The organism is Paenibacillus apis (assembly GCF_018333295.1).
Classification (GTDB): Bacteria; Bacillota; Bacilli; order Paenibacillales; family Paenibacillaceae; genus Fontibacillus; species Fontibacillus antibioticophila.
The window spans coordinates 270,292-284,911 of record NZ_BORS01000003.1 but is presented as its reverse complement, the minus strand read 5'-3'; the positions used below and the strand labels follow the sequence as shown (position 1 = coordinate 284,911).

The 14,620-nt window shown below is 41.8% G+C and carries 12 protein-coding genes; 10 read left to right on the top strand and 2 right to left on the bottom strand.

The genetic code is table 11. The annotated features are described in order from the left end of the window. Positions 1–42 precede the first annotated feature (42 nt). Positions 43–393: a hypothetical protein gene (locus tag KI362_RS05850; protein ID WP_301625588.1), complete on the bottom strand. Its 351-nt coding sequence runs from the start codon at positions 391–393 to the stop codon at positions 43–45. A gap of 205 nt (positions 394–598) precedes the next feature. Between KI362_RS05850 and KI362_RS05845 the strand changes: the two genes are divergently transcribed. From KI362_RS05845 to KI362_RS05825, 5 genes are all read left to right on the top strand, one after another. After that, complete coding sequence (locus tag KI362_RS05845; protein WP_301625587.1) at positions 599–1,609, top strand: AraC family transcriptional regulator; 1,011 nt, start codon at positions 599–601, stop codon at positions 1,607–1,609. A 151-nt stretch (positions 1,610–1,760) separates the two neighbouring features. Next, complete coding sequence (locus KI362_RS05840) at positions 1,761–2,555, top strand: SDR family NAD(P)-dependent oxidoreductase (RefSeq protein ID WP_301625586.1); 795 nt, start codon at positions 1,761–1,763, stop codon at positions 2,553–2,555. Positions 2,556–2,772: 217 nt separating this feature from the next. Then, positions 2,773–2,970 carry a hypothetical protein gene (locus KI362_RS05835; protein ID WP_301625585.1) on the top strand — a complete coding sequence of 66 codons (198 nt, stop codon included), beginning with the start codon at positions 2,773–2,775 and terminating at the stop codon, positions 2,968–2,970. Between the two features lie 42 nt (positions 2,971–3,012). After that, complete coding sequence (locus KI362_RS05830; protein WP_301625584.1) at positions 3,013–4,692, top strand: SWIM zinc finger family protein; 1,680 nt, start codon at positions 3,013–3,015, stop codon at positions 4,690–4,692. Positions 4,693–4,776: 84 nt separating this feature from the next. After that, the gene (locus KI362_RS05825; RefSeq protein ID WP_301625583.1) at positions 4,777–5,532 is read left to right on the top strand and encodes an RQC-minor-1 family DNA-binding protein; all 756 of its coding nucleotides are present in this window, start codon (positions 4,777–4,779) and stop codon (positions 5,530–5,532) included. A 265-nt stretch (positions 5,533–5,797) separates the two neighbouring features. On the opposite strand, the gene KI362_RS05820 is transcribed toward KI362_RS05825, so the two are convergent. Then, the gene (locus KI362_RS05820; RefSeq protein WP_301625582.1) at positions 5,798–6,058 is read right to left on the bottom strand and encodes a hypothetical protein; all 261 of its coding nucleotides are present in this window, start codon (positions 6,056–6,058) and stop codon (positions 5,798–5,800) included. A gap of 238 nt (positions 6,059–6,296) precedes the next feature. Between KI362_RS05820 and KI362_RS05815 the strand changes: the two genes are divergently transcribed. The 5 genes from KI362_RS05815 to KI362_RS05795 all read left to right on the top strand — a co-directional run bounded on the left by KI362_RS05815 (position 6,297) and on the right by KI362_RS05795 (position 14,553). After that, positions 6,297–6,899, top strand: a complete 603-nt coding sequence (locus KI362_RS05815; protein ID WP_301625581.1) for a GNAT family N-acetyltransferase — start codon at positions 6,297–6,299, stop codon at positions 6,897–6,899. A 73-nt stretch (positions 6,900–6,972) separates the two neighbouring features. After that, positions 6,973–7,620, top strand: coding sequence for a hypothetical protein (locus KI362_RS05810; RefSeq protein ID WP_301625580.1), 648 nt, complete (start codon positions 6,973–6,975; stop codon positions 7,618–7,620). A gap of 387 nt (positions 7,621–8,007) precedes the next feature. Next, on the top strand, positions 8,008–10,101 hold the full coding sequence (locus KI362_RS05805) for a pectate lyase family protein (protein WP_301625579.1): 2,094 nt from the start codon (positions 8,008–8,010) through the stop codon (positions 10,099–10,101). A gap of 796 nt (positions 10,102–10,897) precedes the next feature. Next, entirely contained in the window at positions 10,898–13,021 is a 2,124-nt protein-coding gene (locus KI362_RS05800) for an ATP-binding protein (RefSeq protein WP_301625578.1), read from the top strand. A 2-nt stretch (positions 13,022–13,023) separates the two neighbouring features. Beyond that, positions 13,024–14,553 carry a hypothetical protein gene (locus KI362_RS05795; RefSeq protein ID WP_301625577.1) on the top strand — a complete coding sequence of 510 codons (1,530 nt, stop codon included), beginning with the start codon at positions 13,024–13,026 and terminating at the stop codon, positions 14,551–14,553. The last annotated feature ends 67 nt before the right edge of the window (positions 14,554–14,620 follow it).

Below are 14,620 nucleotides of genomic sequence, written 5' to 3'. Positions count from 1 at the left end.
GAGCGGGTTTTTCCTTTGATACCTAAAATAAAGTATGAAATATTAGTTCTCCGAATGGGGTTGCCGCACCAGCTCTTTGATTTCAAGATATTGTGAGTTCGTGATTTGATGGGATTGATGAATGGCGTTCAGTTTGTCTTCTATTCTTTCTAATCGGAGTTGCGTTTCATTTTGGAGTTTTTCGGTCTGTTTTTGTGTTTTGGAGTTATCCATCACGACTAGGATGGTCAGACCCGCACTAAAGATCGTTAACCCTCTAGCGGTTTGATTTAGATCGAATGTTTTCATGGCAATCATACAATCGGCCAATCCTGCTCCTATAAGCAGACCGCCGATCGTAAGAATCCCTGTTCTTTTCCATGGTTCCGGGATGATATTTAATGGTTCTTTCATGCGGAAATCTCCTTCAATTAGGTAGTAAACGTGAATAGATAGCTTAATTCTATAATTAATAAAATACAAGTTCTATAGTGAAAATAATCTATAAGAGCTGATTTGCAGTTAGATAATTCTGTACCTGTAGAGGCTTGAGTTGTCGTTGTTAATGATTTGCTTCATAATAGACTCAATTTGTATTTTATAAAGGAGGCCCGTAAGGATGAAGTCTCAACCCTTTGACCGCGTTAAAATGCCGCCGGGATTTTGGGATGGACTGCGTCAGATTGGAATCACAGCCCAAGACGTAGCCCGCACAGCACAATTGCCGCTGACGATCATTACGGAGCCCATTGTCACTGGCGCCCAATATTGTGCAATCTGGCAGGCTTATTCCGATCTGATTGGCGACACCGCCAAGGGAATTATTAAGCTTGCGACCGCCTTTGAGACGGCAAAGTACCCGCCTCCCGTCTTAGCGACTTATCATGCTCGCGACTACCGCGATGCTCTAAGGCGAATGGCCCGTTACAAACAACTGTGTCCCCCGGAAAGCCTGCGCATTATCGAGGACGGCGAGGATTGTACCATCGAACTGGAGTGGATGAATTCCGGGCAATCCGGTCCGCCTTTGCTGATGGGGATCACGCTGGCCTTCTTGCTGGAGCTGGGGCGGCGGGGCACGGGTCAACATTTGAAAGCGAAGCTCGTTGAATTCTCGGATTCCATGGGCGATGTACAAGCGCTGGAAGCTTACTTCGGCTGCCCGATCAAGATAGGGGCCGGGTGTAACCGATTGACTTTGTATCGAAGCGATCTGGACCGCTCCTTTGTCTCGTACAATGAAGAGTTGCTGGAGCTCCTGACCCCGCCCCTGGACCAATCTCTTCATGAACAGCAGCACACCCGCTCAACCACCGAGAAGGTAAAATGGATCATGAAGCGCAGCCTTATGGGAGGTCGGCCTGACATTCAGAACATCGCCAAGGAGCTGGGAATGAGCGACCGCACCTTGCAGCGCAGGCTTACGGACGAGAACACGAGCTTCAAGCATCTGTTATCGGAGGTCAGACATGAGCAGGCACGGGCGTATTTGGCAGACCCGTCGCTTGATATTCAAGAGGTGGCTTTTCTGATTGGATATGAAGACCAGAACTCATTCTACCGCGCCTTCCGCCAGTGGGAGGGAGATACGCCTGCGCAATGGCGTACGGAACATTTAGGGTCAAAATGAAAGCAATAAAATAACAGCGATTCTATTTTGGCGTGTTCAACAAGAACTTTGGCGTATTGTGCTAGTTACCTATAGATGCAGGCAAGGTATTATAGTCCCTATCCGAAGCATTTGACTGCTTTGAAAATGACTTGTATAGGAGAAATGCAGGATGGATATGGGATTGAACGGCAAAACAGCGTTAGTTACAGGATCAACGAAAGGCATAGGGAAAGCCATTGCTATTGAACTTGCCAAAGAAGGGGTCAATGTACTAATCAACGGACGAAATAACGAAGAGGTAGAACGAGTTATAAATGAAATAAAATCCGCTTTTCCGGATACCGCCCTTCTGAATGCGGCAGCTGATCTCGTGGACAGGGACCAAAGGGAAGCCCTATTCGAGACTTACCCAAGTGTCGATATTCTGATCAACAATATGGGCATCTATGAAATCATGTCCTATGAGGACGTTGATGATGAAGTATGGAATAAATACTTTCAAACCAATGTTCTTGCTGCAAACGCCTTAACCAAATTTTATTTGCCCGGCATGTTGAAGTGTGACTTCGGCCGTATTCTTTTTATTGCGAGTGAAGAAGCCGTTATGCCTTCAGGACAAATGCCTCAGTACGCCATGACCAAATCCATGCTCTTATCATTATCAAGAAGCTTGTCCCATTTAACCAAAGGAACGGAAGTTACCGTGAACACGATCATGCCGGGACCCACGCTCTCCGAAAATGTTCAGCAGATCATTGAGGGTGTGTATGCTGATGAGCAGATGACTTTTGCGCAAAAAGAGAAAGCATTTATGGCCGCAAACCTGCCTCAATCCGAAATTCAGCGGTTCATCCGGCCAAGTGAAATAGGCAGGCTTGCTACTTTTGTATGCAGCCCTTATGCCTCCGCATTCAAAGGTTCTCCAATCCGCATGGATGGGGGAATGGTGCCGACCATTATTTGAGGTTTAGTATTGTAAATCTACGCGGACACCCTAAGGGTGTCTTTTTTTACTGATTCGGATTCTAGTGCGAGATTCACATCAGAATTACGTTTGCTTCTCGGCTCCTCATCTCCATTGAAGCAAGACGAAAAGCCTTCAACCCTTGTTGTGGTTGTTGGCTTTTTATTGTATATAATAAAAATGCAACGATTAACGGCAAGCAAAGGAGGTCCTTGTTATGGCGGTAAATCGGGAACAGCTTCAGAATATACTCAGGAAGTCCAATCAACTTGCTCGTCAACAAGCCAAGCAATCGGGAGCATCCATTTACTATATAAAGAACAACAGACGTATTCGTGAGGATGCGAAAGGCAATAAATTCGAGATCATTTTCGATTCCCAGGGAAAGCGGATGGAGCGGGAATATTTTGAATAATTATAAGCCTGTCATGACGGTGTTAAGAAGGGGGAGAAAAGAGTGAATCTGAAGAATTTTGAAAAATATGTTTCTTCTAATATTGTGAACAGAGGTAAGGATTATTATTTAAACGATCATGTCATTAATGTGGAAGAGATGGATGACCGTTTTTATCGGGCGGAAGTAGAAGGCAGCGAGTATTACGAAGTAGCAGTGCGAATCGGTACCAGCGGTGAAATTCAGTTCATATCCTGCGATTGTCCCTTTGACATGGAAGCGATCTGTAAGCACGAGGTGGCCGTATTGATGGAGCTTCGTTCGGTTCTGGAAGACACCACAGTCAATCGCAAATCCAAATCGTCCAGGTCGCTGCTTTCCGAGCAGTTGAACACCTTGAGTAAGGAACAGCTGGTCTCCCTTCTGACGGAGTACGCGCTGGAGATGAGAGAAGTGAAGAATAGACTGGATCTCTACTTCATGAAATCAAATGAAATTGAAGATATGGGTCAATACGTCAAGATAATTCGCACCTATGTGAAGATGCATTCGGAACGAGACGGATTCGTTACCTATCGGAATGTTTCCCGTGCGGTAGTCGGAGCTGAAGAGGTGCTGGAAAAGGCCTGGCAGGCTGAGGATAAGGGAAAATATCTTCTAGCGGCACAAATAAGCTTCTGCGTTATGGATGAAATGGCGGATTTAATGCAGTCGAGCGATGATTCTGACGGCACAATAGGGGGGATCATAGAGGACTGTCTGCAATTGACTGCGACGTTGGTCGAATCAGCGGATTTACTTTCTCCGAATGAGAAACAAACATTATTGCACATGCTTCTGCAGGAAGCTCAGAAGAGTAAGCTTGGTGATTGGGATCTGCAATTGCTTGAAATAGCAGTTGAACTCGTCAATGATAAAGAGACCAGGCAGCAGTGGGAGGATTGCGTTCGGAAGCTAGAGCAGCGAGAGCACGGACAATACGAGAATTCTTATTTTACAACAAAGGTTGCCTTATTAAAATATCACTTGATCTGTCAGTTCGACGGCGAGCAGAGCGGAGCTCAATTTCTTCAAGCTCATATGGAATTACCGGATATCCGTGAAATGGCAATAAGAGAAGCGATATCACAGGGGCGCTTTGAAGAGGCACTGAGCTATGCCAAGGAAGGCGAGCTGCTGGATACCAAGAAAGGGTACCCTGGGCTTGTTGCCCGGTGGAAGAAATTAAGGTTGGACATTTATAATTCCACGGGCGGGTTGAAGCTTCAACAGCAATTAACCGAGGAATTTGCTGTGTCGGGAGAGTATGAATACTACTTACAACTGAAGGACCTGTACGAACCCGAAGAATGGCCTGATGTATACTCCAGAGTGTTGGCAGCGTTGGAGAAGGAACGAAGCTGGAGAGCCGACTCCATGTACACAAAGCTGTTGATTGCGGAAAATGAAACGACAAGGCTGCTGGAATATATCCAACGTCATCCTGGCACTGTGGTCGATTATTATAAGCACCTGATCGGTCAATATCCGTCAGAAGTATACGAGCTTTTTGAAGACCATATTGAAAGTACGATGGCGTATGCTTCTAACCGTAAACAGTACAAGCAGGTATGCCAAATTATTCGTAAGCTTCTAGGGGCTGGAGGACGGCAACAGGGAGAGAGAATCATGGGCAGTTTAAGACAGCGTTATGCTAATCGCCCGGCTTTCTTGGATGAGCTGAATCGGATTGATATTTTATGATATAACCATTTCTGTGAGTGTCTTTGGCGTCAGATCATTGCAAGGAGTGGGAGGTTTGACGTTAAACTGGAAGGAGGATGCAGATTGCCCAAGATAAATCGATTGAAACCGTTGCCGGATGCCGAGCTTAAAGCCATTCTCCGCGCGGCAGATGATATCATTGCCAGTGGGGGAAGGACACTGCTCTCGCAAATCTTGAAGGGCTCGAAGGTTCGTAAGCTGCTGGAGCTCGGGTTGGATCGAAATCCATCGTATGGTTATTATAAGGAGCTTACATTAGAACAGATTACGGAAAAAGTGGATCATATGATCCGGACGGGATATCTGGAAAAAGAATATATAGGCAAGCTTCCCATGATCGTGTTTACTCCGCTTGGCTGGGCCATTGAAAAGGAAAGGCGAGCTGAGGAACTTGTACAATCGTGGAATCATTGGCTGGAGAACCATATCACTCCGACCAGCATGGAAGACTTGAAGGATCGCAACCGAGGAGTGATGTTCTTGTTTCTGTACAAGATTTTGTGTACCGGAGATAAGAAGTATATACCGTTTTTAAAGATGTGGGAGAGTATTGATTATATAAAAGTGAAACAGGAAATTCGACGCGTAATCCAGGCGCTGAATGAAAAGGATACCATGACAGATTCGGGCTGGACACAGCTCTTAACGGAGCGGGCTCAATCACTGCTCGTCAAGTCGCGCGAGCCCATACTCTTGTTATGTCAATCATGTGATCGGATTTTCCTCTTCGATGATACGAATCCAGCCTATTATATGAGCTCGGGCCTGAACCTGCCGACCGAATGTATGAATTGTTACAGCGGTGACAACGACGATTAGGAAGAAGAAATGAATGTCTTGTCCGGGAATCTCGGCTAATTCAGTGATACTCCAACTAGATCAAAGCTGAATAAGGTGTTTAAGGAAGGCATACCGAAAGAGTGGGAGTCTTCTATCCTGAAGCACCGCACACATATGTAAAAAAGGCACTGACCTGATGGTAACCTAGTGGTCAATGCCTTTTTCCCTGTCCGCAATCAGGGCCTTATATAATCTAATCTATTTTTCAAACTTAGATTTGTCGTGAAGTTGTGCAAGGGCTTCTTTAGCCTTTTGTATATCGCTCAATCCGAAGCACCCTCTTTTCTTTATCGTAAGCAATGGTGCCTGACTGGATGCCCTTTAGAATAGTAAACCTGGCTATATAATTTAAAGCTTTTATTTCGTCTACAGATCTTGGGCGATTACGAGATAAGGACCAACCCTCTTCAATCGTCTTTTCTCGAAATTTTGCAACAGCGAGATTCACATCTGAATTACTGTTGTTTTTCTTGCTTTGGACATCTTGAAGAGAAAGCTTTCGCATGTGATCCCTCCATTCATTCGATAATATCATTATAAACGAACCTGTAAATTATAACCATGGCTTGAATGGGGGCTACTCGGGTGGAATCATTCTGCCATTACATCCGTAGAGTCTAGCGTGGGGTTAACTTATTATGGAAGTTGTACTAGAATAAAATTGTACCTACACCGTAAAGGGCCCAATTGAGGTTGCGCCTATGACAAGATACATAAAGGAGAACTGAGATTATATTATGCAGATGATAATAAGAGAGAGCAGACAAACAGATGAGCACGATATTGCAGAGGTAATTATGGCTTGCCATTGGGAGTCGCCTGTTGCGGATCATGAATTGCTTGCACTACGGTGGATAAGACAATTCATTGTTACGGAGCCGCAAAATTGTTATGTTCTTGAGCACCCTGACACCCGCAAGGTAGTAGGGTATATCGTTTGTGCAACGGATACAATTGCATACGAGAGTGAATTCGATAAGACTTATTTTCCCAAACTAAAAAGTCGGTTTGATGAGCTTGAAGCACAAGCCTTCGAATACCTTGAGGAGAATCGGAAGCTTTTATTGTTTACGCGGATTCATGAAACGGGGATTAATTTGGCCAATTATCCGGCGCATTTGCATATTAATATACTTCCAGCGTATCAGCGATCAGGCTATGGGAGTATGCTTTTGTCAGCCTATGAAGAAAATCTTCGAAAGCGTCGTGTGCCGGGCTATCATTTAGGTACTGCGGCTGGTAATACCAAGGGGCTGTCATTTTACAATAAGCATTCTCTTGATCTGCTTCATACAACGTATGAAGATGGCAAACCAGCAATCAGTATATTGGGAAAAAGACTATAGAAGCATAAACTTTCATAGAATTCATTTTAAAGGGTGATGGCTGATGAGGAAGCTTGCGATAAGTATTGCTGTAATGATATCTATAGTCCTTGCGGGTTGTACACAGGAGGAACATCAAACAACTCAAGAGTCCTTATCCAATATAGAAGCATCTGTGGAAACGCCGGAGCCGACAGGCAAGCCCCTGAATGATTTGGCTAATCAACAATTCTCCGTCCAAACAGACCAGATTAGTGAAGCTGATTACGAAACCATAAAGAGCTTTGGAAAAGCCTTCGTAGATCTGTATACCGGAGCCGTTGCCGAACAGGAGACGGTGTCCTTTGACAACTACATCGCTAATGAGAATCTGCTCCACTTCACGAATAAAATGCTGGAATTAGAACAACGGCAGGAGTTAAAAGGAGGCATTGGCGTGATTTTTGGCCTGAATAATGAGTTTCAGCAAGCGGAGATCGAGAAGCTGGACGACAACCTTTATCGTCTAAATTTGGCTTTTTCAAACCAGGGTTCCGGAATGAGTTGCCAACTATTAGTTCAGGCTGACCAAAAGTCATTGAATATTGTGGATTTGTATTTTGGAAATAAAGATGGCGTAGATACGACGGTAACAGGCCACCCGGCTGCAAGAAAACTGGATCATCCTGAGCTTTGGAATGATCAAGTCTGGGTTGATAGTGTAATGGAGAAGCTTGAAGAATACGACCTCCCATCCTCATAATATAGCAGCAGAAAAGCGGCCTTAACCGGTTCGCTTTTTTATTTGTGTCCAGGCAAGCCTGCGTGTATCATCTCCCTGATAAATAATCATTAACTCAGAATAAAACAAATATGGAAAAATGATTATTTCGGAACTGCCTCAAGGCTGATATGCTTGGGGTAAAAAATTCCAAAAAATGTAGTTTTTAATCATGTCAATCCAATCTCCTGCTTTAAGAGGAGTTTCTGTTAATTAAGGGCCCAACTGGAGAGGTACCTTAAATTCCGGTTTCAGCTGTCCGGACAGTTGAATCACAAAATCCATCTGTGAGAGGGGGAGGCAGAGAGCTCGAATTTATTGCAAGCGTTTACAAGTTGACTAGTAACCAAAATAAGAGGAGGAAATGAAATGAAGAACAGTATTGCTAGGGTAACCGGCATGGTCTTGATGTTTTCTCTGATCTTATCTTTACTGGCAGGAGGATGGGGGAATACAACCGCCCTCGCTGCCGGGGTGTCAATTATCGATGGAGGAGGCTGGAATGAAACGGCATATGTAAAATGGTCCCCTGTAAGCAATGCGGAAGGATACAATGTATATGTTAAGCCCGCAGGCGCATCCGATTCCAGTTATCAGCAACTAGATAATGAGTTGATCCGGCAATACCCTTCCTATTGGAGAGCGGATGCCGTAGGCCTTGCGGCCGGAAGTTATGTGATGAAGGTAGAGGCCAGGCTGGCGAACGGTTCATCGGTAAATGCCGTTTCCGGTAATCTATCTGTAAAGGCGTATGATCGGTCGGGCTTTGCCTTCTCCTCCAACTCGCAATATGGGACAGGCTCGGGGGCTTACAATGATAACGGAACACTTAAGAATGGCGCTCAAGTGATTTATGTAACCTCCAAGACTGCACGAACCGTAACCCTTGATGTGAAGATCAATAGCTCTGGCCGTGTGCAGACGGGCGTTGGTATCGAGGAGATTTTGACCCTGAGACAAAAAGGGTATGATACAACCCCGCTTGCTATCCGCTTTATTGGAAAAGTCACGGGTGACGACATGAGCGGACAACTGAACAGCAGCGGCTACCTTCAAGTCAAAGGCAAAAATAATTATTCAGAAATGAATATCACGTTGGAAGGGATCGGAGACGACGCTTACGCTTACGGGTGGGGACTCCTTCTCCGTTATGTTGGGAATGTAGAAGTGAGAAACCTGGGCTTCATGCTGTTCCCTGACGACGGGATCTCGATGGATACGGGGAATGTCAATGTGTGGGTTCATAACAATGATCTGTTCTATGGAGCCGCAGGCGGAGATGCGGACCAAGCCAAGGGAGATGGCTCTACGGACCTGAAAAAGGGCTCGACCTACATTACAATCTCATACAATCACTACTGGGATTCGGGAAAAGCATCCCTGGTCGGTTTGAGTGAAACAGAGGAATTCTTCGTCACCTTCCATCATAACTGGTTTGATCATTCGGATTCCCGCCATCCGCGCATCAGAGTGGCATCCGTTCATATATATAATAACTTCTATGACGGAGTCTCTAAGTACGGTGTCGGGGTTACCACTGGAGCTTCGGCCTTTGTGGAATCGAATTATTTTAGACATGCCAAATATCCGATGCTCAGCTCCTTGCAAGGTACAGATGCTTTAGGAGTAGGAACATTCTCGGGCGAAAATGGGGGCGTGATCAAGGCTTATAACAACACTATCGTGAATGCGGACAGTCTGATCTATGCCAACTCCAATGCCGGAACCGCTTCGGCTAATGCAACCTCCTTCGACGCATACCTGGCTTCCTCGAGAAGTGAAACCGTGCCAAGCTCCTACAAAGCATTGAAGGGCGGAACGGCTTATAATAACTTCGATACAAGTGTTGATACCGGAGTAAGCAGCTCCGACATTGATAACGTAAGCCATGTGGAACAAATCGTCACCGCTGAGGCTGGACGCCTGAACAACGGAGACTTTACATGGACATTCAATGATTCCGTTGACGACACATCCTATTCGCTCAATACGGCACTAATGGCTCAAATAACTAGCTACAAAACACAGCTTGTATCCGTTGGGGGGAATTCAACTTCTGATCCGGGTACAGACCCCGGTACGGACCCAGGAACAGATCCTGGTACAGATCCAGGAACTAATCCAACGCCTGGTGAGCAAGTTCATAATTTTACCGCCTCCGGCTTAAACAGCAGCTTCTTCACGATCGCGGGGAACCTGTCAACAACCAAGGGAACCGTCACATACAACGGATTGACGCTCACCCAGTGTTTGAAAATCGAGAGCTCAACCAGCATAAACTTTACCACCACGAAAGCTGCGACGTTAACCCTGGTATTTAACTCGTCCGACGGAACAAAAATTAAGATCGATGGAACGAATTATGCTATGACTGGCGGGATCGTGAGCGTGCCGCTTACGGCCGGAGCACATAGTATTACGAAGGCCGATGTTACTAATCTTTATTATATGGTGTTGGAGTAGGTTGGAAGAGAGGGGTTACATGGGGGACGAACTGGGATTCGCTCCTCCTTACCTCTATATATAGTATCAATGACGGACACCATTCGGTGTCCGTTTTTGATAGGTACTAAGCGAGTGAAGTTACAAATAAAGTAACCTGTACCTCTAACAAGGATGGGACTAATAGAATAATGTCAATATAGGAGGGAAATTAATCATCTTTGGCGAATAATGCTAGAAGTGCCCTGCTTAAGTACATATTTTAAAGAAATGTTGTGTATTCTTCACTGATATTGTACTGTTCTAGTATAACGGGAACGTACGTTTCTATTATTAATATCTTGGATGTAAATTTAATGCTTCAAGGAGGAGCTTTAATGAAAAGTATTAGAGCTATTGGTTGGCGCGGTAGGCTTGCACTCGGGACAGAGAAAACGTGATTTAAGCATGTTGGGTAATTGAATGCATTTCTTATTCTTGCTCAGCCCTACTGCGGAATAGATCAAATTCTAAACGTGGCCTTGATCCTAATGAAATATATTTTTCCTGAAAAAGAAAGAGATATACAAAGACCAGCCGTGTTTGATTTAAATCCATCCTATTAACATAGATAGGGAACCTAATCTTCTTTAACTAGTTTCAATTAGTGTTCATGAAATCCTATATCGTCAAAATCGTGAATATCCATATTATCGAGTGATACTGCGTTTCTAATAAATATTAAAAATTTGTATTATTTCTGTAGCTTAGATTTGTTTTAAGACAAGGGCAAATGATGCTTTGAAATATAATACTCTTAAATTAAGGAGGGATAACAGTGCGCGAATCTGTTGTATTTAGGCCAAGGGCTAGATTAATGTCTCAACTCGGTGAACAATTAATTAAGGATGAGACAATAGCAGTTTTAGAACTTGTAAAAAATGCATATGATGCTGATGCAAAAAATGTTAGAGTTACGATGGAAAATGTTGATGATTTAAGTTCAGCTACTATTATCATTGAGGATGATGGTGATGGTATGACTTATGACATAGTCAAGAATATATGGATGGAACCCGGAACTGATCATAAAGAAAAGAAATTAAAGGAAATGATTGAAAAACAGGAGAAAAGTAAATTAGGAAGATTACCTATGGGAGAAAAGGGAATTGGTAGATTTGGTGTACACAAATTAGGTCATAAGGTGACTTTAATTACCCGCTCTATGGATAACCCGGAAGTTTTTATAAGCATTGACTGGTCAGTGTTTAATTCAAATGACTATCTATCGGACGTGAATGTCGATATTGTGGAAAGACCTCCGGGAAGATTATTTTTAGATAATAGTGTAACAGGGACCCGTTTAATTATTGAACACTTAAAGTCTTCTTGGACTAGAGGAAAAGTTAGAGACCTACATAGGGCGATTACTTCCCTAAATTCCCCCTTTGAGGCATTAGATTCATTTAAAGTTAAAATGGAAATTAGCCGGCCAGAATGGCTGGAAGGCATAGTTACTTTTGAGCAAATAAAAGAAAGCGCACTTTTTCACGCGGAAATGACTATAGAGGGAAATAAAATTCTTGAATATAACTATAAATTTACCCCTTGGAGGATACTGGATAAACTTGATAGAAGATCACATTATGAGGCTTCAATAGAACTAAAAAAACAAACCGTAATTAAGGATAAGGATGGAAAGAATAAAAAGGCTTTCGTCCCGGTAGATCTATCAGATTATAGCATTGGTCCTGTTAAAATTGAATTATTGGGCTTTGATTTAGATTCAAGTCTTTTAAAGCTAGGGGAATTCACCGATACTTCTGGGTTGAAGAAGTATTTAAATACAAATGGTGGAATTTTTGTATACAGAGACAATATTAGAGTGAACCCTTCTGAAGATGGTGACTGGCTAGATCTGAATGCAAAGAGGGTCAATAGCCCAGCTGATAAAATAAGTACAAATATTGTACTTGGAAGTGTCAAAATTGAAAGGGATAAGAGTTTAGACTTGGAGGAGAAGACAAATCGGGAAGGTTTTATAGAGAATGTAGTATATGAGAGATTTCGAGATGCGGTACTTTTAGCTGTGGAAAAATTTGAGCACGACAGAGCAATAGATAAGTATTTGATAAGAAAATATTATGGGTCTACATCTAAAAGTGAGCCTGTTATTGCAGAGGTGAGTTTATTACGAGACAAGATTAACTCCAAGGTCTCAGATACTGAGTTACAACGAGAAATTATCGGACGGCTAGACAACATAGAACGTGACTACAAGCGTATTACAGAAGTTTACCAAAAAAGCTCAAGTATTGGTCTAAGTATGAGTATTGTTTTACATGAAATAGATAAGGTTATTTCTGAACTGAAGTTAGCAATTGATAAAGATGAATCTTCTAAGCATGTTAGATCATTAGTAGAGAGACTGGGTGGTTTAACTGATGGCTATGCTAATGTTGTCAGATCTCGAAGTTTCAAGAAATTTAACTTTAAAAAAGTAATAGATCAAGCATTATTTTTGGTGGACTTTAGATTAAAAGCACATAATGTTACTGTTGAAAGGAGATATCTCGAAAAGTCAAATGATTTTGTTGTTAAAGGAAATGAGCATTTAATAACCAGTAATATTATTAATATTATTGATAATGCGATATGGTGGTTGAGTTATGTAGAGGAGCCTCACAAAAAAGTTCTCTTTGATATTACAAGAGAAATTTCGGGGTATGTCACCATTGTTATAGCTGATAATGGTAGGGGATTTACAATTCCAACAGATATGATAACAAAACCATTTATTACTGATAAAACTGGTGGAATGGGATTGGGGTTACACCTAGTTAGTGAGATTATGAAGCAGCATAATGGAAGGATTACTTTTCCGCTCTTTTCAGATTTAGAATTACCTAATGAATATAAGCATGGTGCAATTATTGCTTTGTCTTTTAAGGAGGAAGAATAAGTTTGGAATTAAAATCTATAGATAAGGTACTCGTAATAGACGATCGAATTGAAGAAGCATTACCTATTATGAAGGCGTTATCCTCAAAGGGTGTCTATTCTTTATTTTGGGACACCCAATCTTCTACAAAACCTGAAACGCCTTTAAGCGGCATTCGGTTAGTCATACTAGATATGAGGGTTACTAGCTCAAACGATTCTCACATAATCAATCAAACATTATTCACTTTATTAAATCATGCTATCAGCCAAGATAATGGACCTTATATTTTATGTGTATGGAGTAAGCATACTAGTGAATATTACGCATCATTTTGCAAGACTATTAGAACAGTGAGGGTTCCTCAACCATACTTAATAACCAGTTTGGAAAAAAAGAATTTCATTAGAATTGAGGAGGATATTTACAAGGATACACAGGAACAATTAGCGAGTGCACTATCTAACCTTGATTCTTCGATAGCAGATGAAGTTTTAGATATATTTGAAAATATCCCGGTCGGATTTGAGGATCGAGAGTTCGATGTTGAAAACTTACTGAAAAAATTGGACGAAGAGTTAATTAAGATGAATTCGTTATCAACATTGCTATTGTGGGAGAACACAGTATCAAAAGCAGCAAATTTACTTGTTAATAACATGGCTAGGCTATCTTCAATTGATATGGACTGGGATAATAATATTAAAAATATTATTTTCAGACTTGCTCTAGCAAATGGAGGAAAGTCACTAGAAAATAATGTCGTGACTAATGAATATATTATGAATGCATTCTCTTCTTTAAGTCAAATGCTTCCTGACGAATTATTGACTCAAATTAGCCAATTGAAATTTGAGGAAGATAGATTTCAATTAGCTAGTAATTCAAGTGTTACCCATTTAGAAAAAGGTTTAACTTATTCAATTTATAAAACATCAAAAGGTTTTAAAGTCAATAATTGTGACGGGAAGGAGATTCTAACTTTTAAAAAAATTGGAGAAGCCAAAGTAGTGAAAAGTGCAGACAGAGATATTATTACAAAGTTGTATGAAAAGTATCAGTATACTTTGGGATTTGCTAATACCAAACTTCTTTGTCAGAAATCTCTTGCTTCACATCCTGATAAGCCGGGGAGGTTATATGTATGCCAAGATAAAATTATTAAAGATGATATCACCAAGCATGCATTTAAGAATATTTTCGAGGAAGCAAACTCTATTGAATTAGTATACTTGGATATTTCCTCTGCTTGTGATTATGCACAAAATAAACTAGTAAGGAAGCGCATTGTATATGGGGTTAAAGTACCCTTGAGGCAATATCTAATGTCTGAATGTAAAACATCAGATTCATTATATACTACACCAGAATTACTGGTGGGAGAAGAAAACTGTAGGTTTGTTTTTAGTTTCCATCATATTTCTAATATTCCTACTGAATATTTAAATAAATCCAACCTTGAAGTGCTAGAATTTAGAGAAATGTTTGTAAACGAAATTAAGCATCATTTGTCTTCATTTATTTCAAGAATTGGGATCATAAAGTTGGATTAATAGGAAAAAAATTTACTAGGTTACAAGGTGAAACTCTCCTAGTATGATACTATATTATATCTAGGTT